Source organism: Aeromicrobium alkaliterrae (assembly GCF_039529015.1).
Lineage (GTDB): Bacteria > Actinomycetota > Actinomycetes > Propionibacteriales > Nocardioidaceae > Aeromicrobium > Aeromicrobium alkaliterrae.
The window spans coordinates 207,354-229,469 of sequence record NZ_BAAAME010000005.1; the positions used below are offsets into that span (position 1 = coordinate 207,354).

Below are 22,116 nucleotides of genomic sequence, written 5' to 3' on the forward strand. Positions count from 1 at the left end.
TGGTTGAGGTGCGAGGCCGTTCGCGGCCGAGCCACGCAGCCTTGCTAGTGCGGTCAGGCCCGACGCTTGTAGGCTCACGCCCATGGCCACCAGCGTGAAGTCTCCGTCCGACGCCGCGACCGAGCAGGTCGAGGAGCCGACGATCGGTCGCCTCGTCGCCGACGCGAGCCGCGACCTGTCGGCTCTGGTCCAGCACGAGATCGCCCTCGCCAAGGCCGAGATGCGCTTCAGCGTCAAGGCCGGCCTGCTCGGCTCGCTGCTGTTCCTCGTCGCGGGCTTCCTCGGGATCCTCATCGTGATCCTGCTGTCGTTCGCCTTCGCGTACTTCCTGACGATGACCGGGCTGCACCCCGCGTGGGCGTTCCTGATCGTCTCGGGCGCCTACCTGCTGCTCGCGGTCCTGCTGGTCGTCGTCGGCATCGGCCGGATCAAGAAGATCAAGGCCCCGGAGGCCACGATCGAGACGGCCAAGCAGATCCCGGCGGCCCTCAAGGGCCAGCGATCGGCTCCCGACGCCGGCTGACCGCCGTCACGATCACCACCACCACACCGATCGCCAGCACGGCGGCGGACCCCAGCGCAGCGCGCCCGAGCAGTCCGTCGTAGGACTCGCGCGCGACGTCGAGCAGGGCCGACACGACCTGGTCCCCGGCGCCCGCACCTGCCGTGACGTCCGAGGCGGACGCCATCCGCGCCCCGACGTACGAGAGTCCGACGCCGAGCAGACCCCCGAGGCCGAGCCAGACCAGCGCGGCGCCGCGGCTGCGCGCCAGCAGCACGGCGCTCAACGCGCCGACGATCGCGACGAGACCGGCCGTCACGGCCAGCATGGGGCTCGCGCCGATCAGCTGCACGGCCCGGCGCGACGCCGTGCTGTCGTCCTCGATCGGAAAGCTCGTCGGCACCGCGAGGTCGACCCCTGCCTGCACCGCCACGGCGTTCACGAGCGGACCCAGCTCGACGACGAAGCCGCTGCCGTCCTGCCGGAACATGTCACGGTGGGCCGCACGCTGCGACTCCCCCCACGCGTCGACGACGGCCTCGCTCGCCAGGCCCTGGCCGACGAAGCCCTCGACGCCGGCGAGGGTCTGGTCGATCAGCGACTGCGGCACGCCCAGGTCGACGAGACGCTGCCGGGTCTGGCCGCCGAGCTCGTCGGAGACGGCCGAGACGACCGCGTCGCGGGTGCCCGCGTCCTCGAGCACCCCGCGGCTGAGGTCGACGTAGCCGTCCTCGTCGGCGATGTTCGCCGTGACCCAGGCCGTCGGCAGCAGCACCGCGAAGGCCACCACGGCGAACAGGCCCGCCAGGAACGCACCGAAGCCCCTCATGCGCAGCCCCCCGTGCCGACCTCGCGCGTGGAGGTGCGGCCTTGCTCGGCGGCATCGGCGACCTGGGAGGCCGTCAGCGCGTACCCCGTGTTGCTGTCGGTGACCGAGGCCGCGAAGATCACGCCGAGGACCTGCCCGTCGGCCGACACCAGCGGACCCCCGGAGTTGCCGGACCGGACGAGGCTACGGATCGAGAACGACTCGCGCACGTGCTGGCCGTCGTTGTATATGTCGGGGCTCTTGAGCCGGATCTGCTCGCGGATGCGGGCCGCCTGCGCGTCGAACGGACCGTTGCCGGGGTAGCCGAGCACCGCGGCGTCCTGGCCGGCCCGCCCCGCGGTGTCGAAGGCGAGGGCCGGCAGGTCCAGGTCGACCGCGAGCACCGCGACGTCGAGCGTCGGGTCGAAGACGACGACCTCGGCGTCGAACGAGCCCTCGGTCGTGACGACGCTGGGCCGGGAGACCCCGGCCACGACGTGGGCGTTGGTCATGACCCGGTTCTCGGCGTAGACGAAACCGGTGCCCTCGATGCCCCGGTCGCACGACGCCTCGCCGAGGATCTTCACGACCGAGGCCGACGCCTGCTCGACGCCGGGCAGCAGCAGCGTCGCGGGATCCGGCGGGCCGACCCGGACGATGTCCTCGCTGTCGAACGGGTCGAGGTAGCGCGGGAAGAGGTTGGCGTCGATGACGTCGCTGAAGGCGTGCAGCACGCCCGCGGCCTGCGACGGCATGGCGTCGTCGACCGCACCGAGGATCGTGGAGTCGCGCGCCGCGGTGGACAGGTAGGGCACCGTCGTGCCGCTGACGGCGTAGCCGAGGGCCCAGGAGACCACCAGGACCGACACGACGCTCAGCACGCCGCCGCCGGCCGCGTCGAACCAGCGGCCCGTGGGCGTGCGCACCGTGCGGCGCAGGTCGGTGCCGACGACGGTGCCCATGATCTGACCGCCGGCGGCGACCGCCACGACGATGCCGAGGGCCGTGAGCGACGACGCGAGGCTGGGCTCGTCGGGCGAGATGACCAGCGGCACGATCAGCACCGCCAGGAGACCGCCGGCGAGCAGCCCCAGCGTCGCGGCGAGGTTCGCCAGGAATCCCTGCACGACGCCGGACACGGCGAAGGCCAGCGCGACGAGGACGATGCAGAGATCGAGGGAGTTCATGGCAGGGCCGGCAGCTCTCGCTCGTCGGAGACGTCCCACGGACGCTCCCAGCCGATGACCTCGAACAGGCGCGAGATGATGCCCGCCGTGAACCCCCAGAGCGGGATCGTCGTGCCCACGTCGAACGCCGGGCCGCGCCACCCCATCGGGTGCACCACGGTGAAGCGACGATCGGGGTCGAGCAGCTCCGCGATGGGCTGGTGCAGGACCGTCCGCACCTCCTCCGGCGACGCGGCCCCCAGCACCTCGGGGGCACGCCAGTAGGCCAGCACGGGCGCGACCGCGAAGTTGCTCGGCGGCAGCCACAGCGTCGGCAGCACGCCGAACACCTCGACGCCGGCCGGGTCGAGGCCGACCTCCTCCTGCGCCTCGCGCAGCGCCGCGGCCACGAAGCCGTCGGTGCCCTCCCCGTCGCCGGGGTCGACCCGACCGCCGGGGAAGGACACCTGCCCCGCGTGCTGGCGCATCGTCGTGGCGCGCTCGGTCAGCAGCAGCTCGGGACCGTCGGCACCGTCGGAGAACAGGAGCAGCACCGCGGCCGGGCGAGCGTCGGCGGGCGGGTGCGGGAAGCGGGGCGAGAGCAGCTCGGGCTGGACCGACCCGGCGATCTCCGCCAGGGGGCGCAGCCAGGGCGGCAGGGCAGAGGTGTGACCACTCACTGCTCGACCTCCAGGTGCTCGGCGATGTCCGCGACGAGCACACCGTAGTCGTCGTAGGGCGTCGGCTGGGAGCCCACGACCTCGCCGTCGACCAGGAAGGAGGTCGTGGGCAGGCCGCGGAGCGACAGGACCGTGCGCAGCGAGCTCGTCGGGTCGGCGACCTGCGGGTAGGTGACGCCGGAGTCGCGGGCGAGCGAGATCGCGGCGCGCGGGTCTTGGTCGGCGAACAGGACGCCGACGAAGGTGACCTTCCCGGCGTACTCCTGCGCAGCCCGTGCCAGCAGGGGGAGCTCCTCACGGCACGGCTCGCACCAGTTCGCCCAGACGTTCACCACGACGGGGCCGTCGAAGGCCGCCAGGTCGACCGGTGCACCGCTCGCGACGCAGACCAGCTCGATGCCGGCCAGGCGCGAGTCGGCCGCCTCGCCCTCGCTCCTGCTCGGGCACCCGGCGATGCCCGCGTCCTGCGCGGCGGTGGTGACCGCGGTGTCGACCGGGGCGCCGTTGGTCTCGGCGTCGCCCGCTCGGTCGGGAGCGCACGCGACGGCGGTCAGGGTCGTGACGAGCACGACCGCTGCCGTCGACCACCGACGCACGACGGTGCTGAGCGGGCCGTTCATGCGCGACCTTGCGTCGTCACGAGCGCCTCGGCGAGCACCGGGTCGGTCGGCCCGAGACCCCGCGAGGGGCACCACCGCGCCACGGGGCACGCACCGCAGGCGGGCGTGCGTGCGTGACAGCGGCGGCGACCGTGCCAGATCAGGCGGTGGCTCAGCATCGTCCAGTCGCGCCGCGGGAACAGCGCCCCGACGGCGTGCTCGGTGCGGACCGGGTCGGCGACCGTGTGCGCATCGGCCCAGCCGAGCCGCTCGACCAGGCGCAGGACGTGGGTGTCGACGGGCAGTCCCGGGACGTCGAAGGCGTTGCCGAGCACCACGTTCGCGGTCTTGCGACCGACGCCGGGCAGCGTCACGAGGTCGGCCATCCGCGGCGGGACGTCGCCGCCGAAGCGCTCCACGATCGCCGCCGACAGTCCCAGCACGTGCCCGGCCTTGGCGCGGAAGAAGCCGGTCGGGCGGATGATCTCCTCCAGCTCGGCACGGTCGGCACCGGCCATCGCGGCAGCGTCGGGCCACCGCTCGAACACCACCGGGGTGACCGCGTTGACCCGGCGGTCGGTGGTCTGCGCCGAGAGCACGGTCGCGACCAGCAGCTCGAACGGCGTACGGAAGTCGAGCTCGCACCGGGCGTCCGGATACGTCTCGGCCAGCACCCGGTGGATGCGGCGCGCGCGGCGCACGAGGGCCGTGCGGGAGACGTCGTGGGCGGTGGGATCGCCGCTGGACGGCTCCCCGATGCCTCGGCCGGAGCCACGAACACTCTCCGGTCGCGCCACGAACCCAGCGTAGTTGGCCCGTCAATCTGCCGTTCGCGCGCCAGAGTGTGACAGAATTTGACGGTACGTGTGAAACACCACATTGAGAGAAGGCCCACGTGTCCGAGGAAGTGCTCCGCCAGGCCCCGCTCTTCGCCGGTCTCGGCGAGGATGCAGCGGCGACGCTCGAGGCGTCGATGACGGCGGTGAGCCTGCGGCGCGGCGAGGTCCTGTTCAACGAGGGCGACGACGGCGACCAGCTCTACGTCGTGGTCGACGGGAAGATCAAGCTCGGCCGAACCTCCCCCGACGGCCGCGAGAACCTTCTCGCGATCCTCGGTCCGGGACAGATGTTCGGCGAGCTGTCGTTCTTCGATCCCGGTCCGCGCTCGGCCACCGCCACGGCGGTCACCGACGTCGACATGCGCAGTCTCGGTCACGAGGCCCTGAGCCCCGTCCTCGAGGCGCACCCCGGCGTCGCCAACGCGCTGCTCCACCAGCTCGCCGGCCGCCTGCGCCGCACGAACGAGGTGGTCGGCGACCTGGTGTTCTCCGACGTCCCCGGCCGTGTCGCCAAGGCGCTCCTCGACCTCGCGAGCCGGTTCGGCCGCGGCGCCGACGACGGCGTCCACGTCAACCACGACCTCACGCAGGAGGAGCTGGCGCAGCTCGTCGGCGCGTCGCGCGAGACGGTCAACAAGGCGCTCGCCGACTTCGCCTCGCGCGGCTGGCTGCGTCTCGAGCCGCGGTCGGTCATCATCCTGGACCTCGACCGGCTCCAGCGCCGCGCGCGCTGATCCGATCCCACGCTGGAAGGAAGCCCCCGCCCCTCGGGCGGGGGCTTCCTGCGTGCGGTGGGGCGGAAACTCACTCGCCGCGGGGCGGGAATCCACTCGCGGCGGGGCGGGAATTCACTCGCGAGCGGTCAGGTACTCCAGCTGGGCCTCGACGGAGCGCTCGGCGGCGGGCCACAGCGACTCGTCGACCTCGGCGTACACGCGCTCGACGACCTCGCGCGCGGTGACGGCGCCGTCGGCGACCGCAGCACGCACCTGCTCGAGCCGCTCCAGGCGGTGCGCGCGGTAGAACTCCACGACGCCGTGCGCGTCCGGCAGGACCGGGCCGTGGGCCGGGTAGAAGCGCGAGGCGCGGCCCGCGGAGACGACCTCTCCGATCCGGTCGAGCGAGTCCAGGTACGACCCGAGCGCTCCGTCGGGGTGGGCGATGATCGTCGTGCCCCGCCCCAGGATCGTGTCGCCCGTCAGCAGTGCGGCGTCGTCCTCGACCAGCAGGCAGATCGAGTCCTGCGTGTGACCCGAGGTGTGCACGACCTCGACCCGCAGGCCGTCGACCTCGACGACCTCGCCGTCGGCCAGCGGCTCGGCGTCACGGCACCAGGCGGCGTCGCGCGCCCGCGCCGGAGCGCCCGTGCGCGCCACCATCGTGTCGATCGCGTCGGTGTGGTCGCCGTGCCAGTGCGTGTAGAGCACGAGGGCGACGTCGCCGGCCTCCGCCAGCACGGCGTCGAGGTGCGTGACGTCGTCGGGGCCGGGGTCCACGACGATGCTGCGGGCCGCGCCCGGAGCGCGCAGGATCCACGTGTTGGTGCCGTCGAGCGTCATGATGCCCGCGTTGTCGGCCCGCACCACGGTGGCGAGGTCGCTGACCCGCACCGCCACGTCGGTCGGCCCGGCGGTGACGTCCGGGATCTCGGGAATCTCAGCGCTCATGACGACTCCCCCACGGTGTTGACGATGTACCAGGCGTCGCCTGTGCGCTCGAGGTACGGCTCGACCGTCTCGATGACCCGCTCCGCCGAGAGCCGGACGACGTCGGTGGCCTTCAGCCCCACGAGGTCCTGGCACACGGCGATGGTCGGCGGCATCAGCGCGACGCCTCCACTGGCGGCGGAGTCGAGCGCGTCCTGCGGGGCGATCCACGCCGCACGGTCGGCCTCGCCCGGGAGCGAGCCGACGCGCTGTCCCTCCGGCACGGCGGCCACGAAGAAGCGGGTGTCGAACCGGCGCGGCTCGAACGTCGGCGTGATCCAGTGCGCCCACGCGCCGAGGAGGTCGGTGCGCAGCACCCATCCCCGCTCGTCCAGGACGTCCGCGAGGCTGCGGCGGGCGGCATCGAGGTCGAGCCGCACCTGGGTGATCTCGTCGGTGTCGAGCTCGGTCGCGGTCGCGTGCTCGTCGGGGCCGGCGAGCAGGATGCCGGACTCCTCGAACGTCTCGCGCACGGCGGCGACCACCAAGGCCCGGGCGACCTCGGGCGTGCAGCGGAGCCGCTCGGCCCACGCGTCGGGCGACGGCCCGACCCAGCCGATCGGCTCGTCGTCGCCGGCCTGCGTGGAGCCGCCGGGGAAGACCGACATGCCCGCGGCGAAGGCCATCGTCGGCTGGCGGCGCAGGAGGTAGGTCTGCGAGCCGGACGGGGTGTCGCGCAGGAGTGCGACGGTCGCGGCGTCGCGCGGCGCCACGGGTGGAGCGTCCTTCGGCTCCCAGCCGTCGGGAAGTCGGGTCCTCATGCGCGCCTCCTCCTCACTGCCGTCGCCTCAGAGGCGGACGGCGACCTGCAGCTCGACCTCGACCGGGGAGCCGAGCGGGAGCTCCGCGACGCCGACGGCGCTGCGGGCGTGCTGACCAGCGTCACCGAAGGCGCCGGCGAACAGCTCGCTGGCGCCGTTCGCGACGGCCGGCTGGCCCGTGAAGCCGGGCGCGCTGGCGACGAAAACGCCGACCTTCACGACCTGGACGACCGACTCGAGATCGACGACGCTCGCCACGGCGGCGATCGCGTTCAGCGCGGCGACCTGCGCGAGCGCGGCCGCCTCCTCGGTGCTGATCTCGGCGCCGACCTTCCCGGTCGCCAGGAGCACACCGGAGTCGAACGGGAGCTGGCCGGAGGTGAACACGAACCCGCCGTGCGCGACCGCGGGCACGTAGGCCGCGACCGGGGCGGCGACGGGCGGGACCGTCAGGCCGAGCGCGGCGAGCCGGTCGAGGACGGCCGGCACGTCAGGCCGCCGGGCGCTTGAAGTACGCCACGAGGTTCTCGGGGTTCAGCCCCGGGACGATCTGGACGAGCTCCCAGCCGTCGCGGCCGAAGTTGTCGAGGATCGCCTTGGTGTTGTGCACGAGCACGGGGGCGGTCAGGTACTCCCAGGTGGTCATGGGCCGACTCTAGCGGCGCGCCACCGCTGCGTCCTCGGGGCGGTACCTCAGCCACCTTTGGGCTGGCTCCCCGGATGGGCGGTAGGTCAGCCACCGTTCACGGGGTCGAGAGGTGGCTCACCTACCGCCCATCCGGGGACGGTGTCAGGCGGCGTCGACGAGGGCGCGCAGGAGCTCCTCGGCCAGGGCGAGCTCGGCGGCGGCGTCCAGGTCGCTGCCCGGAGTGAGGTTCACGGTGTAGAGCACGCCACCGGACAGTGCCGCGCCCGCGGTCTGGCTGAATCCCTGCAGCTCACCGGTCACGATCCGCGCCTGCTCGCCGACGTCCGGCGCGCTCTCGTCCTCCACCGTGATCCCGCTCGACAGGGCGTCGAGGTAGACCTCCGCACCGCCGCCGAGCTCGGACTCGAGCTGGGCGCCGAGGCTGAACGAGGTCGCACGCGGGTCCTCCTGGCCGTATTCGCAGATGTCGAACGGTCCCTCCTCCGCCGTCAGCGTCAGGCCGGAGACCGCACCGGCGTCGGCGGCTGGGAAGATCTCGCAGACGTTGGGGGCCTCGGCCGGGGCGTCGTCCTCGGACGCCTCGCTGCTGGAGTCCCCACCGCTCCCCGTGTCCGAGCCGGTGCCTGCGTCGTCGTCACCACCACAGGCCGAGAGCAGGGCGAGCGGCAGGAGGACGGTCGAGACGAGACGGAGACGACGCACGAGAGGCTCCCGGGGGTGGAGACGGATGGTCCCGCCACGCTAACGCGGGTCGACCGGCAGAGAGGCGGGGGTTTTCCCTCGGCCCGTCCCGTCGTTCCGACGAGCGGGCGACCCGGATCTCGCTAGGCTGCGAGCGTGTCGTCCACCGCCCTCCACGTCGTGACCGGCAAGGGCGGCACGGGCAAGACCACCGTCGCCGTCGCCCTCGCCCTCGCCCTCGCCGGCCGAGGTCAGCGCGTGCTCGTGTGCGAGGTCGAGGGCCGGCAGGGCATCGCGCAGCTGCTCGACGTCGCTCCCCTGCCGTACGAGGAGCGCCGCGTCGCCTCGGGCCTGGACGGCGGCGAGGTGTTCGCGCTCGCGATCGACGCCGAGTCCGCGCTGCTGGAGTACCTCGACATGTTCTACCGGCTCGGCCGCGCCGGGAAGGCGCTCGACAAGTTCGGGGTCATCGACTTCGCCACGACGATCGCCCCCGGTGTCCGCGACGTCCTGCTGACGGGCAAGGTCTACGAGATCGCCCGGCGCCGCGGCGAGAAGAAGGACACCGGTCCGCAGTACGACGCGATCGTCATCGACGCGCCGCCGACCGGTCGCATCACCCGCTTCCTCAACGTCAGCACCGAGGTCGCCGGCCTGGCGAAGGTCGGCCCGATCCGCCGTCAGTCCGACGCGGTCACCGCGATGATGCGGTCAGGCTCGACCCGCGTGCACCTCGTGACGGTCCTCGAGGAGATGCCGGTGCAGGAGACCCTCGACGGGATCGCCGACCTGGAGTCGGCCGAGCTCCCGGTCGGGCACGTGATCGTCAACCTGGTCCGTGGCGGGCTGCTCGACGCCGCGACGGCCGCGGCGGTCACCGACGGGACGCTCGACGCGGCCGCCGTCGGCGCCGTCCTGGAGTCGGCCGGGCTCGACGCGACCGCGGGCGCCACGCTCGTCGCCGAGGGCCAGGGCCACCTGGAGCGCCAGGCGCTGCAGGCCGCCCAGCGCGCCCTCCTGACCGACTCGCCGGCGCAGACGGCCGAGCTGCCGCTGCTCGACGGCGTCGACCTCGGCAGCCTGCTCGACCTCGCCGGTCGCCTCCGCGAGCAGGGGGTCGCATGAACGAGCGCCAGCGAGTGACGATCCAGGACTTCAGGCCGGTGCCGGCATGACGAACAAGTCCCGCACGGCGCCGGCGTCCGGCCGCCCCCGTTCCCAGGCTCGCGTGGTCGCCTCGCGCGACGCCGCGGGCAACCTCGACGTCGACGCGCTGATCGCCGACCGCTCGGTGCGCATCATCGTGTGCTGCGGCTCGGGCGGCGTCGGCAAGACGACGACCTCGGCCGCGCTCGCGATGCGTGCGGCCGACGCGGGCCGACGCGTGTGCGTCCTGACGATCGACCCGGCCCGCCGCCTGGCCCAGTCGATGGGCCTGACCGAGCTCGACAACACCCCGCGCGCCGTCGACGGCGCGGGGGCCGACGGCGGCTCGCTCGACGCGATGATGCTCGACATGAAGCGGACCTTCGACGAGGTCGTCGAGAGCCACGCGACGCCCGAGAAGGCCGCGCAGATCCTCGGCAACCCCTTCTACCAAGCGCTCTCCAGCTCGTTCGCGGGCACGCAGGAGTACATGGCGATGGAGAAGCTGGGCCAGCTCCACGCGCAGGACGAGTGGGACCTGATCGTGGTCGACACCCCGCCGTCGCGCTCGGCCCTGGACTTCCTCGACGCCCCTGAGCGGCTGTCGTCGATGCTCGACGGCCGCTTCATCAAGCTCCTGCTCGCGCCCGCGAAGGGCCCGGCCCGGCTGCTGAGCGCCGGCTTCGGCATGGTCACGGGCGCGATCAACAAGGTCCTCGGCGCCCAGGTGCTGAGCGACGTGCAGACGTTCGTCGCCGCGTTCGACACGCTCTTCGGCGGCTTCCGGCAGCGCGCCGAGGCGACCTACGCCTTGCTGCAGGCCCCCGGCACGGCCTTCCTGGTGGTGGCCTCGCCCGAGCCCGCGGCGATGCGCGAGGCCTCCTACTTCGTCGAGCGGCTGGCGGGCGACCGCATGCCGCTGGCGGGCCTGGTGGTCAACCGCGTGCACGACGACGTCACCGACGCGATCGAGCTCGACGACGCCCGTGCGGTCGCGCGACGCCTCCGCGAGGCCGGTGGGCCCGAGTCACAGGTAGCCGAGCTGCTCGACGTGCACGTCGAGCGCCTTCTCACCGCAGCACGCGAGCAGCGCGAGCGCGACGGGTTCGCCCGGGCGCACCCCGGCGTCCCGCAGGTGCCGGTGACCGCCCTGTCCACCGACGTCCACGACCTGAAGGGCCTCCGCAAGGTAGGGACCCTCCTGGCGAGGTGACCTCAGCCAGTCGGCTGGAGCACGCGACGCCACTGCGTCACGTTGGGGCGACGGCGCAGGAGCGCACGGCGCTCACGCTCGGTCATCCCGCCCCAGACACCCCACTCGATGCGGTTGTCCAGAGCCTCCGCGAGGCACTCCGCCGTGACGGGGCATCCGCCGCACATCACCTTGGCGCGATTCTGCTCCGCGCCCTTGACGAAGAGCTCTTCGGTCTTGCCACGACAGGCGGCGTTCGCCGACCAGTTCGCGTTCCACGTCATGATGAACCTCCCGAGAGTGGTCCCGACCCGACGGGACCTAAGGTGTCTGAGACGACCGTATGAAAAACCTGAGGACCTGCGGCAGGGCCATGGTGAGGTGTTTCGCATAGTCCTTTTGGGCCATACGTCCCGTTTTCGCCCCCGCGGCGGCCGATCCGAGCGCGGCCCGCGGCGACGCGGCGGCTCCCCGGCGCGTGCGTGACCGGCCCGGCCGGGTGGCGTCACGTATCGTGTGCGCATGGACTGGGATCGTGCTGCGACACGTCTCCGACGCCGCGTGCGCGATGAACCCCGCCCGCCCTCGGCGGGCGCTGCTGCCTTCTCGGTGCTGCGCCTGGCCGCGATCGGCGGACTGCTGCTGGCGGGCATCATCGCCCCGGCGGCGGCGCTGGGCACCTACACGTTCACGCGCGCTGCTGACGACATCATGTCGCTCCCGCTGACGCTGCCCGACTCGAGCAACCCGCAGACGAGCCGCGTGCTCGCGGCCGACGGCCAGCTCATCGCGTACTTCTTCGAGGAGAACCGCCAGGACGTCCCGCTCGAGCAGATCGCGCCGGTCATGCAGGACGCGATCCTCGCGATCGAGGACCACCGCTTCTACGAGCACGGCGCCCTCGACGTCGAGGGCACGATCCGCGCCCTCGTCAACAACTCCGCCACCGGCTCGACCCAGGGCGGCTCCACGATCACCCAGCAGCTCGTCAAGATGACCCTCCTGCAGCAGGCGGGCACCGACGAGGAGAAGCAGGCCGCCACCGAGGAGACGATCGCGCGCAAGGTGCGCGAGCTGCGCCTCGCGATCGACATGGAGCAGGAGTTCTCGAAGGACGAGATCCTCCAGCAGTACCTCAACATCGCGTACTTCGGTGACGGTGCCTACGGCATCTACTCGGCCGCGTCGCACTACTTCTCGGTCACGCCCGACCAGCTCACCGCCCAGCAGGCCGCGATGCTCGCCGGCCTGGTGAAGAACCCCGTCGGCTTCGACCCGAACGTCTACCCGGAGAAGGCCCTGCAGCGCCGCAACACGGTCCTGGCCGTCATGGGCCAGCAGGGCAAGCTCTCGGAGAAGGAGTCCACGGACCTGCAGGCGACCGACCTCGGTCTCAACGTCACGGAGTACCCCAACGGGTGCGTCACGTCCTCGGCCGCCTTCTCGTGCGACTACGTCACGCAGTACCTGCTGCAGGAGCCGGCGCTCGGCAACACCGTCGACGAGCGTCGCGAGATGCTCAAGCGCGGCGGCCTGACGATCAAGTCCAACATCGACCTGAACATGCAGGGCGCGATCAACGCTGCCGTGGCCGACCACGTCGCGCCCACCGACAGCGCGATCGGCGCCATGGCGCTCGTCGAGCCCGGCACGGGCAAGGTGCGCGGCGTCGCGCAGTCGCGGCCCATGGGCACCGACCGCGGTGCGGGCCAGTCCTACATCAACTTCGCGGTCTCGAAGCCCTTCACCGAGTCGAACGGCTTCCAGGCCGGCTCGACGTTCAAGATGTTCACGCTCGCCGCGGCGCTCGAGCAGGGCCTGCCGGTCTCCACGGGCTTCAACTCCCCGGCCCGCATGACCATCCCGCCGGGCACGTACTTCGACTGCCAGGACCGCGGCACCAGCAAGTTCGACGTCCGCAACTCCACGACGTCGGGCTACACCAACATGTACACGGGCATGCGCCTGTCGGTGAACACCTACTTCGCCCAGCTCGAGGCCAAGGTCGGGCTCTGCCCCACCGTGACGATGGCCCGCTCGATGGGCATCACGGTGCCGGAGAACCAGGAAGTCCCGTCGTTCACGCTCGGCGTCACCGACACCAGCGTCCTCGACATGGCCGCCGCGTACGCCACCGCCGCCTCGGGCGGGCTGTACTGCAAGCCGCAGCCCGTCAGCGAGATCGTCGGACCCGACGGCGAGCCGGTCAAGACCTACCAGCCGGAGTGCACCCGCGTGCTCACCGAGGAGGTCTCGGCGCAGATCAACGACATCACGCGCGGCCTGCAGGAGCCCGGCGGCTTCGGCTACTCGCGCGGCACGGGCCTCTCGGTCCCCTCGGCCGCCAAGACCGGCACGACCACCTCGGCCAAGGCCGTCTGGTACGTCGGCTACACGCCCGAGCTGGCCGCCGCGGCCATGATCGCCGGAGCCGACGCCGACGGCGTGCCGATCGCCCTGCGCGGCGGCAACGCGGCCGGCAGCTCGGTCGCGGGCCCGATGTGGGCCGACGCGATGCACGTCATCGACGACTTCCTGAGCCCGATCGAGTTCGCGCGCCCGCCGCAGGGCAGGCCGTCCAACCCGGCACCGCCCCAGCCGACCCAGGCCCCGGCCGCACCGCCCGCGGACCCGGCCGCACCCCCGCCCGCCCCCTGACCTCAGTCCGCCAGATGTGTGCGCTCGCGGGGGGCCCGCTGCACGATGTGTGCGCTGCGGGGGCGGTCTCAGGTGCCCCGAGCCCCGGGAGCGCACACATCTGGTGGCAGGCCGGGCGGGTGCGGGTCAGGCGCCGAGCTGGCGCTTGACCTCGGCGGCGACGGCGCCCCCGTCGGCCCGGCCCTTGACCTGCGGCTGGACGAGGCCCATGACCTTGCCCATCGCCTTCATGCCCTCGCCGGCCGCGCCGGTCTGCTCGATCGCGGCGGTCACGATCGCCGCGACCTCGGCGTCGCTCAGCCCGGCGGGCAGGTAGGCGGCGAGGATCTCGGCCTCGTCGCGCTCCTTCTGCGCCATCTCGGGCCGGCCCCCGTCGTCGAAGGCCGTCGCCGACTCGCGGCGCTTCTTGGCCTCCTTGACGACGATGTCGAGGACCTCCTCGTCGTTCAGCTCGCGGGCCTGCGTGCCGGCGACCTCGGCGGTGCTGATCGCCGCCAGGACGAGGCGGATCGTCGAGGCGGTCAGCGCCTCGCGAGCCTTGAGCGCGGTCGTGAGGTCGGAGCGCAGACGTTCCTTGAGAGCGGACATGGGGCCATTGTCGCGCACGGGTCGCGACCGCGGTCCGAGGTACGACCGTGTGCGAGGCTGGTCGCATGCGCGCTCGTGACGCCCTCCTGTGGTCGACCCTCCTCGGTGCGGGGGCCTTGGCCTGGGGTACCGCCGTCGAGGTGCGCGCCTTCACGCTGCGCCGGGTCACCGTCCCGGTGCTCGCGCCGGGCTCGCGCCCGCTGCGGGTCCTGCACCTGTCCGACGCCCACATGACGCCGTCGCAGGGACGCAAGCAGGAGTGGCTCCGCGGCCTGGCCGCGCTCGAGCCCGACCTGGTGGTCAACACCGGCGACAACCTCTCGCACGTCGACGCCCTGCCCGCCGTGCTCGACGCCTACGGCCCGCTGCTGGACGTGCCGGGCGTGTTCGTCTTCGGCTCGAACGACTACTTCTCGCCGCAGCCCAAGAACCCGTTCCGCTACCTCGTGGGCGGCTCGGGCGTCGCGGCCGGCGGTTCGTGGGAGCGCCAGCGCGACCTGCCGTTCGAACAGATGCGTGAGGCGTTCACGGCGCGCGGCTGGGTCGACCTGTCGAACCGGGAGGACAAGCTCGTGGTCGACGGTCGGCGGCTGTCGTTCACGGGCGTCGACGACCCGCACCTGGAGTACGACGTCCTGAAGGACGTGCCGGCCGACCCCGCGGCGGACCTCGCGATCGGTGTGGCCCACGCCCCGTACCTGCGGGTCCTCGACCACTGGAACCAGCTCGGGTACCCGCTGATCCTGGCGGGCCACACCCACGGCGGGCAGCTGTGCGTCCCGTTTTACGGCGCGCTCACGACCAACTGCGACCTCGACACGAAGCGCGCGAAGGGCCTGCACACGCACCAGGTGGGCGAGCACGAGCCGTCGTGGATGCACGTCTCCGCAGGGCTCGGCACCTCCCGCTACGCGCAGGTGCGCTTCGCGTGCCGCCCCGAGGCGACATTGCTGACCCTCACTGGGTAGACTCTCCGAGGTCGCTCACCGCAGTGACGGCCGGGGTGTGGCGCAGCTTGGTAGCGCGCGTCGTTCGGGACGACGAGGCCGCAGGTTCAAATCCTGTCACCCCGACCAATACGAAGAGGGTCCGCCGACGAAGTCGGTGGGCCCTCTTCGTATTGGTCGAGCCACCAGATGTGCGCACTTCTCCAGATGTGCGCACTTCTTCGGCACTTCGCGGTCGAATCGGCCGAGGAAGTGCGCAGATCTGGTGGGGTCAGGGGAGGGCGGCGCCGGCGAGCGTTGCGGTGACCAGGTGCTGGGTGCCGGGCCAGAGGTCGGCGCTCTCGAGCCCTGTCGGGCTGAACCACTGCACGTCGGTGCCCTCACCGCCTGTGCGGGTCGTGAGCTCCGCGCCGAGGTCGAGGGCGAAGCACAGGCTGAGTGCGTGCTTGCGGGGATCGTCGCCGTAGGTGGGTCCGCGGCGCAGGTCGCCGGGGAACCACTGCATGACGTGGTGCGGCTGCGGGTCGGTGCCGAGGTCGGTCAGCTCGTCGGGTAGCACGAAGGTCTCGCGCAGGTGGCGGGCCAGGGCCTCGTCGGTCGTCTCGCCGTGCTGCACACGACCGCCGACGTGGCACCAGACCTCGTCGGCGGTGTCGGCGAACGTGCGCCGGATCAGGCCGACCTCGAGCCCGGTCTCGCCGCGACGGAACGGCACGACGTCGACGCACAGGATCGGGACCGACTCCTGCACCCGGGCCCAGAGCTCGGCGTCGAGCGGACCGCTCACTCGCGCAGCCGGTCCGCGTTCTCGAGGTACCAGGCGTAGGTCGAGCGCAGACCGTCCTCCAGGCTGATCTGTGCCGTCCACCCCGCCGTGGCGAGGTTCGAGACGTCGAGGACCTTCTGCGGCGTGCCGTCGGGCTTGGACGTGTCCCACGCGGTGTCGCCCTCGAAGCCCGTGACACCGGCGATCGTGGCCGCGATCTCGGCGATCGTCACGTCGGAGCCCGTGCCCACGTTCACCTGCTGCGGCCCGTCGTGGTGCTCGAGCAGGTGCAGGACGGCGGCGGCGAGGTCGTCGACGTGCAGGAACTCGCGACGCGGGGTGCCCGTGCCCCAGTTCGTGACCGACGCGTCACCCGCGCGGGCGGCCTCGTCGTAGCGACGGATCAGGGCCGGGAGCACGTGAGATCCCTGCGGGCTGAAGTTGTCGTTCGGCCCGTAGAGGTTGGTCGGCATCGCGCTGATCCACGGCTTGCCGTACTGACGGCGCACGGCCTGGACGTGCATGATGCCGGCGATCTTGGCGATCGCGTACGCGTCGTTGGTCGGCTCGAGGTAACCCGTGAGCAGCGCGTCCTCGGTGATCGGCTGCGGCGCGAACTTGGGGTAGATGCACGACGAGCCGAGGAAGATCAGGCGCTCGACGTCGTGCTCGAGCGCCGCGTCCAGGACGTTGACCTGGATGCGCATGTTCTCGGACAGGAAGTCGACCGGGTACGTGCTGTTGGCGAGGATGCCGCCGACCTTGGCGGCCGCCAGGGCCACGTACCGCGGCTTGGTCTCGGCGAAGTAGGCGAAGACCGCGTCGCGGTCCTTGAGGTCGAGCTCGGACGACGACTGGCCGACGACGTCGGTGAAGCCCTCGGCCTCGAGCTTGCGGACGATGGCCGAGCCGACCATCCCGCGGTGCCCCGCGACGTAGAAGCGGGACTCGCGCTCGAGCGGACCGGGCGTGAAGTCGACCCCGTCGGTGGGCAGCTCGCTCATGCGGTGCCCCAGGACGCGAGCTTCACCTCGTCGTGCCACGGCCGCCCGGCGTGGGTCAGGGCCTCGACGTCGGCGTCGACCATGAGCTTCGCGAGCTCGCGGCCGTCGATCGTCGGGACCCAGCCCAGCTTGGCCTCGGCCTTGGAGCGGTCGCCGATCAGCGCGTCGACCTCGGTCGGGCGCAGGTACCGCTCGTCGAAGCGCACGTGCTCCTCCCAGTCGAGCCCGGCGCGCTCGAAGGAGATCTGCACGAACTCGCGCACCGTGATGCCCACACCGGTCGCGAGCACGAAGTCCTCCGGCTCGTCGACCTGCAGCATGCGCCACATGCCCTCGACGTACTCGGCGGCGTAGCCCCAGTCGCGGACCGCGTCGAGGTTGCCGAGCCACAGGTGCTCCTGCGTGCCCGCCTTGATCGCGGCGACGGCCCGGGTGATCTTGCGCGTCACGAACGTCTCGCCGCGCCGCGGGGACTCGTGGTTGAAGAGGATCCCGTTCACGGCGAACAGCCCGTAGGCCTCGCGGTAGTTCTTGGTGATCCAGTAGCTGTAGAGCTTCGCCGCGGCGTACGGGGACCGCGGGTAGAACGGGGTGTTCTCGTCCTGCGGCGGCGGGGTCGCGCCGTACAGCTCCGAGCTCGAGGCCTGGTAGAACTTCGGCTTGATGCCCGACTGGCGCACGGCCTCCAGCAGGCGGACCGTGCCGGTGCCGGTGGTGTCGGCGGTGTGCTCGGGCTCGTCGAACGAGACGCGCACGTGCGACTGCGCCGCGAGGTTGTAGACCTCGTCGGGCTGGATCTCGTACATCAGGGTCACGAGGCGAGCGCCGTCGGACTGGTCGCCGTAGTGCAGGAACAGCTTCGCGTCCGTCTCGTGCGGGTCCTGGTACAGGTGGTCGATCCGCGAGGTGTTGAACGTCGACGCGCGACGGATCAACCCGTGGACCTCGTAGCCCTTGGCGAGCAGGAGCTCGGCCAGGTACGAGCCGTCCTGACCCGTGATTCCGGTGATCAACGCCGTCTTGCTCATCGCACCTCGCGAGTCGTGGGGTCGGAGGGCCGTCGCGGCCCAGCGCGAGTCTAGGTGAGTCGCGCCTGTGGGCTCCAGGGAACGCGCGTACCGGGCCGAGACGGTCGTCACGACCGATAGACTGCCCCCACGCACCAGACCCTGGGAGGCCGCGGTGGACGTCCACGACCTCGACCAGTTCCTGCTGATCGGGTCCGCGGTGCTGATCGTCGCCGTGCTGGCCGTTCGCCTGTCCGTCTCGGCGGGTCTGCCGTCGCTGCTGATGTACCTCGGTCTGGGCCTGCTGCTCGGCACGAACGGGCTCGGCATCGAGTTCGACGACGCCGACCTGGCGCTCTCGCTGGGCTTCGCCGCGCTGATGCTGATCCTCGCCGAGGGTGGCATCACGACGAACTGGGCCCACGTGCGGCCGTCGATCGGGTTCGGTCTGCTGCTCGCGACCCTCGGGTCCGTCGTCAGCGTCCTGGTCGTGGCGGTCTGCGTGCACGCGTTCCTGGGGCTCGACTGGACGCTGTCGGTGCTGCTCGCGGCGGTCCTGACGCCCACCGACGCGGCGGCGGTGTTCTCGGTCCTGCGCACCGTCAACCTCAAGCACCGTGTCAGCGGCACCCTCGAGGCCGAGTCCGGCCTCAACGACGCACCGATCGTGGTCCTGGTCGTCGCGATCAGCACCGGCGAGCTGGTCGAGAACGGGATCTGGGCGTTCGTCGCGCTGATCCTGTACGAGATCGTGGTCGGCGTCGGGATCGGCCTGGCGGTGGGCGCGCTCGGCGGCTCGCTGCTGCGGCGCGTCGCTCTGCCCGCCTCGGGCCTGTACCCGCTCGTGGTCCTGGCGTTCACGATCCTCGCTTACGCCTCGTCGGCCGCGATCCACGCCTCGGGCTTCGCGGCGATCTACGTCGCAGCCCTGGTGCTCGGCAACACCGAGCTGCCGCACCGCACCGCGACCCGGTCGTTCGTCGAGGGGGTCGGCTGGCTGGCGCAGATCGCCCTGTTCGTGATGCTCGGCCTGCTCGCCAACCCCGACGAGTTCTCCGCCTGGCACGTGTGGATGGGCCTGGCGGCCGGCGCGATCCTCACCTTCGTCGCCCGCCCGCTGTCGATCGCGGTGTGCGCGGCGTGGTTCGGCATCAACTGGCGAGAACAGCTGTTCATCGGCTGGGCCGGCCTGCGCGGCGCGGTGCCCATCATCCTGGCCACGATCCCGCTCGCGAGCGGCGTCGAGGGCTCACGCGACCTGTTCAACATCGTGTTCGTCGCGGTGGTCGTCTACACGCTGGCCCAGGCCGCGCCGCTCGGCGCGCTGGCCTCGTGGTGCGGCGTGCTGGGCGAGGTGCGCGAGCTCGAGGTCGAGTCGGCGCCCCTGGAGCGGGTCTCGGCCGACCTCCTGCAGGTCCGTGTCAGCCCGGAGTCACGCTTGTCCGGCATCGAGGTCGGCGAGCTGCGGCTACCCGAGGGGGCCATGGTCTCGCTGCTGGTCCGCGGGGAGCGCACGATCGTGCCGACCACCAGCACGCGCATCATGGCCGGCGACGAGATGCTGATCGTCAGCTCGCGTCAGGTGCGCGAGCAGGTCGACCGTCGCCTGAGCCAGGTGGCGCGCCACGGCCGGCTTGCCGGCTGGGGCGACTGAGCCGCGGGCGACTCAGAGCTCGACGAGCGGCACGCAGACGCTGACGTCGCGGGACGCGGCGATCTCCGTCGGCGGCGTCAGGTTCAGGTCCGTGTAGCTCGGGCCCACGACGACCGTCACGCCCTTGTCGTCGATCGGGATGTCGGGTGCCACGATCTGCGGCGGCACCTGGAACTGCAGCGCCACGAGCTGGACCATGGGGTCGTCGGGATCGTTCGTGAAGATCGCGACGTGGTCGACCGGGATCTCGCTCGTCGCGTTGTCGATCGTGCCCGCCAGGAAGCCGTAGCGCTGCAGGTTGATGCTGACCCGGTTCGCCAGGCCGCTGCGACCGGACACGTTGAGCACGTTGACCTGGACGAGGTTCGGCGTCAGCGCCTCCCCCGCCGCGACGTTGCGCTCGGTGCAGGTGGGTCCGGCCTCGGTGTCGGCCTTGGCCGTCAGGAGGTTCCAGCCCACCAGGGCGCCGGCGACGAACACCGCGACGGCGACGAGCGACGTCAGCAGGTTCCAGGTCCGCGTCATCAGCGGGCTCCCATCGTGTAGACCCGAGCGTGCAGCATGTGCCGCTGCTGGAGCGCGGTGCGGACGGCGCGGTGCAGCCCGTCCTCGAGGTACAGCCGACCCTGCCAGCTCACGACGTGGGCGAACAGGTCGCCGTAGTACGTCGAGTCCTCGTCGAGCAGCAGCGCGAGGTCGAGCTTGCTCTTGGTCGTCGTGAGGTCGTCGAGCCGGACCTGGCTGGGCGAGATCTCGGCCCACCCGGAGGCGCTGAGGCCGTGGTCGGGGTACGGCCGCCCCTCGGACACCTCCCGGAAGATCATCCCGCCAGTCTAGGAGACGACGGCCCGGGCGCGGTTAGGCTCGGCCCCATGGCGAGTGGCGAGGCCTCCGAGGCCCTGGGCGACGTCCGGACGACCGTGCGCGAGGGCTACGCCTTCGCCGGCGATGCCATCGAGCTGGGGGTGCTGGTCGACGGGGAGGCCGTCCCCGACGTGCCCGTGCGCATCCCGGTCGCGATGTTCAACCGGCACGGGCTGGTCGCGGGCGCGACCGGCACGGGCAAGACCCGTACCCTCCAGCTCCTCGCCGAACAGCTCAGCACGCTGGGCGTGCCGGTCTTCGCGCCCGACCTGAAGGGCGACCTGTCGGGCATGGCGGTCGCCGGCGTGGCCGACGAACGCCTCACGGCCCGCACGCAGGACATCGGTCAGGACTGGCAGCCGGCGGCCTGCTCCGTCACCCCGTTCGCCTTGGGCGGCGTGGGCACGGGCGTCCCGATCCGCGCCTCCGTGGCCGACTTCGGCCCCGTGATGCTCGCCAAGGTCCTCGGGCTCAACGAGACCCAGGAGTCCTCGCTCGCCCTGGTGTTCCACCACGCCGAGCGCGCCGGGCGACCGCTCGTGACGCTCGACGACCTGCGACAGGTCGTGCACCACCTGACCAGCGCCGAGGGCAAGGCCGACCTCGAGGACCTCGGCGGCCTGTCGAAGGCCACGGCCGGCGTCATCCTGCGGGAGCTCATCGTGTTCGCCGACGCCGGTGCCGACGTGTTCTTCGGCGAGCCCTCGTTCCAGGTCACCGACCTGCTCGCCACGGCCGCCGACGACCGCGGACAGGTCTCGCTGCTGGAGCTGCCCGGTGTGCAGGACCGGCCCGTGCTGTTCTCGACGTTCCTGATGTACCTGCTGCGGCGCCTGTTCGCCGAGCTGCCCGAGGTCGGCGACCTGCCCCGGCCCAAGCTCGTGTTCTTCCTCGACGAGGCGCACCTGCTGTTCGCGGACGCCTCGAAGGACTTCCTCGAGGTCGTGACGCAGACCGTGCGCCTGATCCGCTCCAAGGGCGTCGGCATCGTCTTCGTGACGCAGAGCCCCGGCGACCTCCCGGACGCCGTGCTGGCCCAGCTCGGCTCGCGGGTGCAGCACCAGCTCCGCGCCCACACCCCCGCCGACGCCAAGGCGCTCAAGGCCGCCGTGTCGACATATCCCCATTCGGGCTACGACCTCGCGGCGGTGCTGACCCAGCTCGCGACGGGCGAGGCGATCGTGACCGTGATGAGCGAGAAGGGTGCACCCACCCCCGTGGCGTGGACGCGCCTGCGTGCACCCCAGGCCTCGATGGCCCCGGCACCGGCCGACGTGCTGGAGGGCCTGGCCACGAGCTCGCCGCTCGCGGCGAAGTACGCGCCCGCCCCGGCGGCACCCGCACCGGACGCCGCGCCGGCTCCGCGCGTGGATCCGGAGGCTGCCGGGCGCGACGACCGCCTCGCCCGCGAGGCCGACCGGCTCGAGGACGAGCTGGCCGACAGCGCCCCCGAACCCGCGCCCCGCCGCGCCCCGCGGAGCCGCTCCCGCAGCCGAGCGCCCCGGCGCACGAGGAGCCGCCAGTCGCCGCTGGACCGCGTCGCCGACGAGGCCGGCCGGACACTCGGTCGGGAAGTCGCGCGCATCCTGTTCGGCAAGCGGCGAAGGTGAACGTAGAGTTGACCCATGCCCCGCCCGTCGCTCTACCTGACGCTCCTCCACCGCAACCTCGGTGAGGGACATTCCTGGGTCGATGCCTCGGAGCGGGCACTGTCGGGCGTGGCCCACGCGTACGACCTCGTCAAGCAGGCCGTGATCGGTCCCCCGGCCCTGCGCGCCGGATCCTCCAAGGCCGCAGATCAGACCCCCGCGCCTCCGCGCGACGTCCCCGACACCGACGAGACGTCGGACGCCGACGACGTCTCGGACGAGGACGACGTCGAGACCACCACCGCCTGAC

26 protein-coding genes and 1 tRNA gene are annotated in these 22,116 nt (G+C 72.1%); 10 read left to right on the forward strand and 17 right to left on the reverse strand.

Going from position 1 to position 22,116, the window contains the following annotated elements:
• The first annotated feature begins 82 nt into the window (after positions 1–82).
• Positions 83–523: a phage holin family protein gene (locus ABD127_RS15055; RefSeq protein WP_344202989.1), complete on the forward strand. Its 441-nt coding sequence runs from the start codon at positions 83–85 to the stop codon at positions 521–523.
• Here the strand turns inward: ABD127_RS15055 and ABD127_RS15060 are convergent.
• Genes ABD127_RS15060 through nth form a run of 5 tightly spaced genes read right to left on the reverse strand, consistent with a single transcriptional unit; the run spans position 489 to position 4,513 of the window.
• Positions 489–1,331 (reverse strand): hypothetical protein, encoded by an 843-nt coding sequence (locus ABD127_RS15060; RefSeq protein ID WP_344202990.1) that lies wholly within the window; start codon positions 1,329–1,331, stop codon positions 489–491. The two genes, ABD127_RS15055 and ABD127_RS15060, sit on opposite strands and share 35 nt — an antisense overlap.
• The gene (locus ABD127_RS15065; protein ID WP_344202992.1) at positions 1,328–2,497 is read right to left on the reverse strand and encodes a MarP family serine protease; all 1,170 of its coding nucleotides are present in this window, start codon (positions 2,495–2,497) and stop codon (positions 1,328–1,330) included. The genes ABD127_RS15060 and ABD127_RS15065 overlap by 4 nt, the downstream gene beginning before the upstream one ends.
• The gene (locus ABD127_RS15070; protein ID WP_344202993.1) at positions 2,494–3,156 is read right to left on the reverse strand and encodes an NUDIX hydrolase; all 663 of its coding nucleotides are present in this window, start codon (positions 3,154–3,156) and stop codon (positions 2,494–2,496) included. The genes ABD127_RS15065 and ABD127_RS15070 overlap by 4 nt, the downstream gene beginning before the upstream one ends.
• Complete coding sequence (locus tag ABD127_RS15075) at positions 3,153–3,776, reverse strand: TlpA family protein disulfide reductase (RefSeq protein ID WP_344202995.1); 624 nt, start codon at positions 3,774–3,776, stop codon at positions 3,153–3,155. The genes ABD127_RS15070 and ABD127_RS15075 overlap by 4 nt, the downstream gene beginning before the upstream one ends.
• Positions 3,773–4,513: an endonuclease III gene (gene nth / locus ABD127_RS15080; protein ID WP_344203695.1), complete on the reverse strand. Its 741-nt coding sequence runs from the start codon at positions 4,511–4,513 to the stop codon at positions 3,773–3,775. The genes ABD127_RS15075 and nth overlap by 4 nt, the downstream gene beginning before the upstream one ends.
• Before the next feature lie 137 nt (positions 4,514–4,650).
• On the opposite strand from nth, the gene ABD127_RS15085 reads away from it, so the two are divergent.
• Positions 4,651–5,328 (forward strand): Crp/Fnr family transcriptional regulator, encoded by a 678-nt coding sequence (locus tag ABD127_RS15085; protein WP_229052245.1) that lies wholly within the window; start codon positions 4,651–4,653, stop codon positions 5,326–5,328.
• Between the two features lie 114 nt (positions 5,329–5,442).
• On the opposite strand, the gene ABD127_RS15090 is transcribed toward ABD127_RS15085, so the two are convergent.
• The 5 genes from ABD127_RS15090 to ABD127_RS15110 all read right to left on the reverse strand — a co-directional run bounded on the left by ABD127_RS15090 (position 5,443) and on the right by ABD127_RS15110 (position 8,412).
• Positions 5,443–6,261, reverse strand: a complete 819-nt coding sequence (locus ABD127_RS15090; RefSeq protein ID WP_344202997.1) for an MBL fold metallo-hydrolase — start codon at positions 6,259–6,261, stop codon at positions 5,443–5,445.
• Positions 6,258–7,061: an NUDIX hydrolase gene (locus ABD127_RS15095; RefSeq protein ID WP_344202999.1), complete on the reverse strand. Its 804-nt coding sequence runs from the start codon at positions 7,059–7,061 to the stop codon at positions 6,258–6,260. Before ABD127_RS15095 ends, ABD127_RS15090 begins: the two co-directional genes overlap by 4 nt.
• 27 nt (positions 7,062–7,088) lie before the next feature.
• Positions 7,089–7,550 (reverse strand): RidA family protein, encoded by a 462-nt coding sequence (locus tag ABD127_RS15100; protein ID WP_344203000.1) that lies wholly within the window; start codon positions 7,548–7,550, stop codon positions 7,089–7,091.
• Position 7,551: 1 nt separating this feature from the next.
• The gene (sp36, locus tag ABD127_RS15105) at positions 7,552–7,707 is read right to left on the reverse strand and encodes a Sp36 family protein (protein ID WP_344203002.1); all 156 of its coding nucleotides are present in this window, start codon (positions 7,705–7,707) and stop codon (positions 7,552–7,554) included.
• A gap of 144 nt (positions 7,708–7,851) precedes the next feature.
• Positions 7,852–8,412 (reverse strand): hypothetical protein, encoded by a 561-nt coding sequence (locus tag ABD127_RS15110; protein ID WP_344203004.1) that lies wholly within the window; start codon positions 8,410–8,412, stop codon positions 7,852–7,854.
• A gap of 135 nt (positions 8,413–8,547) precedes the next feature.
• Here ABD127_RS15110 and bagA point away from each other — a divergent pair, with 135 nt between their 5' ends.
• The gene (bagA, locus tag ABD127_RS15115) at positions 8,548–9,516 is read left to right on the forward strand and encodes an ATPase BagA (protein ID WP_344203006.1); all 969 of its coding nucleotides are present in this window, start codon (positions 8,548–8,550) and stop codon (positions 9,514–9,516) included.
• A gap of 46 nt (positions 9,517–9,562) precedes the next feature.
• The gene (bagB, locus tag ABD127_RS15120; RefSeq protein ID WP_344203007.1) at positions 9,563–10,750 is read left to right on the forward strand and encodes an ArsA family ATPase; all 1,188 of its coding nucleotides are present in this window, start codon (positions 9,563–9,565) and stop codon (positions 10,748–10,750) included.
• Positions 10,751–10,752: 2 nt separating this feature from the next.
• Here the strand turns inward: bagB and ABD127_RS15125 are convergent, their stop codons facing one another.
• Positions 10,753–11,013 (reverse strand): WhiB family transcriptional regulator, encoded by a 261-nt coding sequence (locus ABD127_RS15125; protein WP_229052253.1) that lies wholly within the window; start codon positions 11,011–11,013, stop codon positions 10,753–10,755.
• A 238-nt stretch (positions 11,014–11,251) separates the two neighbouring features.
• Between ABD127_RS15125 and ABD127_RS15130 the strand changes: the two genes are divergently transcribed.
• The gene (locus ABD127_RS15130) at positions 11,252–13,387 is read left to right on the forward strand and encodes a transglycosylase domain-containing protein (protein WP_344203010.1); all 2,136 of its coding nucleotides are present in this window, start codon (positions 11,252–11,254) and stop codon (positions 13,385–13,387) included.
• Between the two features lie 126 nt (positions 13,388–13,513).
• On the opposite strand, the gene ABD127_RS15135 is transcribed toward ABD127_RS15130, so the two are convergent.
• Entirely contained in the window at positions 13,514–13,975 is a 462-nt protein-coding gene (locus ABD127_RS15135) for a GatB/YqeY domain-containing protein (protein ID WP_344203012.1), read from the reverse strand.
• 65 nt (positions 13,976–14,040) lie between these two features.
• Here ABD127_RS15135 and ABD127_RS15140 point away from each other — a divergent pair, with 65 nt between their 5' ends.
• Positions 14,041–14,943 carry a metallophosphoesterase gene (locus ABD127_RS15140; RefSeq protein ID WP_344203014.1) on the forward strand — a complete coding sequence of 301 codons (903 nt, stop codon included), beginning with the start codon at positions 14,041–14,043 and terminating at the stop codon, positions 14,941–14,943.
• A 31-nt stretch (positions 14,944–14,974) separates the two neighbouring features.
• Positions 14,975–15,051, forward strand: a tRNA-Pro gene (locus tag ABD127_RS15145).
• A gap of 142 nt (positions 15,052–15,193) precedes the next feature.
• Here the strand turns inward: ABD127_RS15145 and ABD127_RS15150 are convergent.
• The 3 genes from ABD127_RS15150 to gmd are packed head-to-tail and all read right to left on the reverse strand — an operon-like array spanning position 15,194 to position 17,720.
• A complete protein-coding gene (locus tag ABD127_RS15150; RefSeq protein WP_344203015.1) occupies positions 15,194–15,709 on the reverse strand; it encodes a DUF4916 domain-containing protein in 516 nt (171 codons plus the stop codon).
• Positions 15,706–16,692 (reverse strand): GDP-L-fucose synthase family protein, encoded by a 987-nt coding sequence (locus ABD127_RS15155; protein WP_344203016.1) that lies wholly within the window; start codon positions 16,690–16,692, stop codon positions 15,706–15,708. Before ABD127_RS15155 ends, ABD127_RS15150 begins: the two co-directional genes overlap by 4 nt.
• Positions 16,689–17,720, reverse strand: coding sequence for a GDP-mannose 4,6-dehydratase (gmd, locus tag ABD127_RS15160; RefSeq protein ID WP_344203018.1), 1,032 nt, complete (start codon positions 17,718–17,720; stop codon positions 16,689–16,691). Before gmd ends, ABD127_RS15155 begins: the two co-directional genes overlap by 4 nt.
• A 154-nt stretch (positions 17,721–17,874) precedes the next feature.
• Between gmd and ABD127_RS15165 the strand changes: the two genes are divergently transcribed.
• The gene (locus tag ABD127_RS15165) at positions 17,875–19,353 is read left to right on the forward strand and encodes a potassium/proton antiporter (protein ID WP_344203020.1); all 1,479 of its coding nucleotides are present in this window, start codon (positions 17,875–17,877) and stop codon (positions 19,351–19,353) included.
• A 12-nt stretch (positions 19,354–19,365) separates the two neighbouring features.
• Here the strand turns inward: ABD127_RS15165 and ABD127_RS15170 are convergent, their stop codons facing one another.
• Both ABD127_RS15170 and ABD127_RS15175 read right to left on the reverse strand, forming a co-directional pair.
• Complete coding sequence (locus ABD127_RS15170; protein ID WP_344203021.1) at positions 19,366–19,878, reverse strand: LytR C-terminal domain-containing protein; 513 nt, start codon at positions 19,876–19,878, stop codon at positions 19,366–19,368.
• Positions 19,878–20,177 (reverse strand): type II toxin-antitoxin system VapB family antitoxin, encoded by a 300-nt coding sequence (locus ABD127_RS15175; protein ID WP_344203022.1) that lies wholly within the window; start codon positions 20,175–20,177, stop codon positions 19,878–19,880. The genes ABD127_RS15170 and ABD127_RS15175 overlap by 1 nt, the downstream gene beginning before the upstream one ends.
• 48 nt (positions 20,178–20,225) lie before the next feature.
• Between ABD127_RS15175 and ABD127_RS15180 the strand changes: the two genes are divergently transcribed.
• Entirely contained in the window at positions 20,226–21,827 is a 1,602-nt protein-coding gene (locus ABD127_RS15180; RefSeq protein WP_344203024.1) for a helicase HerA-like domain-containing protein, read from the forward strand.
• A gap of 15 nt (positions 21,828–21,842) precedes the next feature.
• Positions 21,843–22,115 carry a hypothetical protein gene (locus tag ABD127_RS15185; protein ID WP_344203026.1) on the forward strand — a complete coding sequence of 91 codons (273 nt, stop codon included), beginning with the start codon at positions 21,843–21,845 and terminating at the stop codon, positions 22,113–22,115.
• The last annotated feature ends 1 nt before the right edge of the window (position 22,116 follow it).

Excerpts from the sequence above, each read along its gene's own strand:
- ABD127_RS15055 (WP_344202989.1), top strand. The coding sequence starts at position 83 with ATGGCCACCAGCGTGAAGTCTCCGTCCGACGCCGCGACCGAGCAGGTC.
- ABD127_RS15060 (WP_344202990.1), bottom strand. The coding sequence starts at position 1,331 with ATGAGGGGCTTCGGTGCGTTCCTGGCGGGCCTGTTCGCCGTGGTGGCC.
- ABD127_RS15065 (WP_344202992.1), bottom strand. The coding sequence starts at position 2,497 with ATGAACTCCCTCGATCTCTGCATCGTCCTCGTCGCGCTGGCCTTCGCC.
- ABD127_RS15075 (WP_344202995.1), bottom strand. The coding sequence starts at position 3,776 with ATGAACGGCCCGCTCAGCACCGTCGTGCGTCGGTGGTCGACGGCAGCG.
- ABD127_RS15090 (WP_344202997.1), bottom strand. The coding sequence starts at position 6,261 with ATGAGCGCTGAGATTCCCGAGATCCCGGACGTCACCGCCGGGCCGACC.
- ABD127_RS15095 (WP_344202999.1), bottom strand. The coding sequence starts at position 7,061 with ATGAGGACCCGACTTCCCGACGGCTGGGAGCCGAAGGACGCTCCACCC.
- sp36 (WP_344203002.1), bottom strand. The coding sequence starts at position 7,707 with ATGACCACCTGGGAGTACCTGACCGCCCCCGTGCTCGTGCACAACACC.
- bagB (WP_344203007.1), top strand. The coding sequence starts at position 9,563 with ATGACGAACAAGTCCCGCACGGCGCCGGCGTCCGGCCGCCCCCGTTCC.
- ABD127_RS15125 (WP_229052253.1), bottom strand. The coding sequence starts at position 11,013 with ATGACGTGGAACGCGAACTGGTCGGCGAACGCCGCCTGTCGTGGCAAG.
- ABD127_RS15130 (WP_344203010.1), top strand. The coding sequence starts at position 11,252 with ATGGACTGGGATCGTGCTGCGACACGTCTCCGACGCCGCGTGCGCGAT.
- ABD127_RS15135 (WP_344203012.1), bottom strand. The coding sequence starts at position 13,975 with ATGTCCGCTCTCAAGGAACGTCTGCGCTCCGACCTCACGACCGCGCTC.
- ABD127_RS15140 (WP_344203014.1), top strand. The coding sequence starts at position 14,041 with ATGCGCGCTCGTGACGCCCTCCTGTGGTCGACCCTCCTCGGTGCGGGG.
- ABD127_RS15155 (WP_344203016.1), bottom strand. The coding sequence starts at position 16,692 with ATGAGCGAGCTGCCCACCGACGGGGTCGACTTCACGCCCGGTCCGCTC.
- gmd (WP_344203018.1), bottom strand. The coding sequence starts at position 17,720 with ATGAGCAAGACGGCGTTGATCACCGGAATCACGGGTCAGGACGGCTCG.
- ABD127_RS15170 (WP_344203021.1), bottom strand. The coding sequence starts at position 19,878 with ATGACGCGGACCTGGAACCTGCTGACGTCGCTCGTCGCCGTCGCGGTG.
- ABD127_RS15175 (WP_344203022.1), bottom strand. The coding sequence starts at position 20,177 with ATGATCTTCCGGGAGGTGTCCGAGGGGCGGCCGTACCCCGACCACGGC.
- ABD127_RS15180 (WP_344203024.1), top strand. The coding sequence starts at position 20,226 with ATGGCGAGTGGCGAGGCCTCCGAGGCCCTGGGCGACGTCCGGACGACC.
- ABD127_RS15185 (WP_344203026.1), top strand. The coding sequence starts at position 21,843 with ATGCCCCGCCCGTCGCTCTACCTGACGCTCCTCCACCGCAACCTCGGT.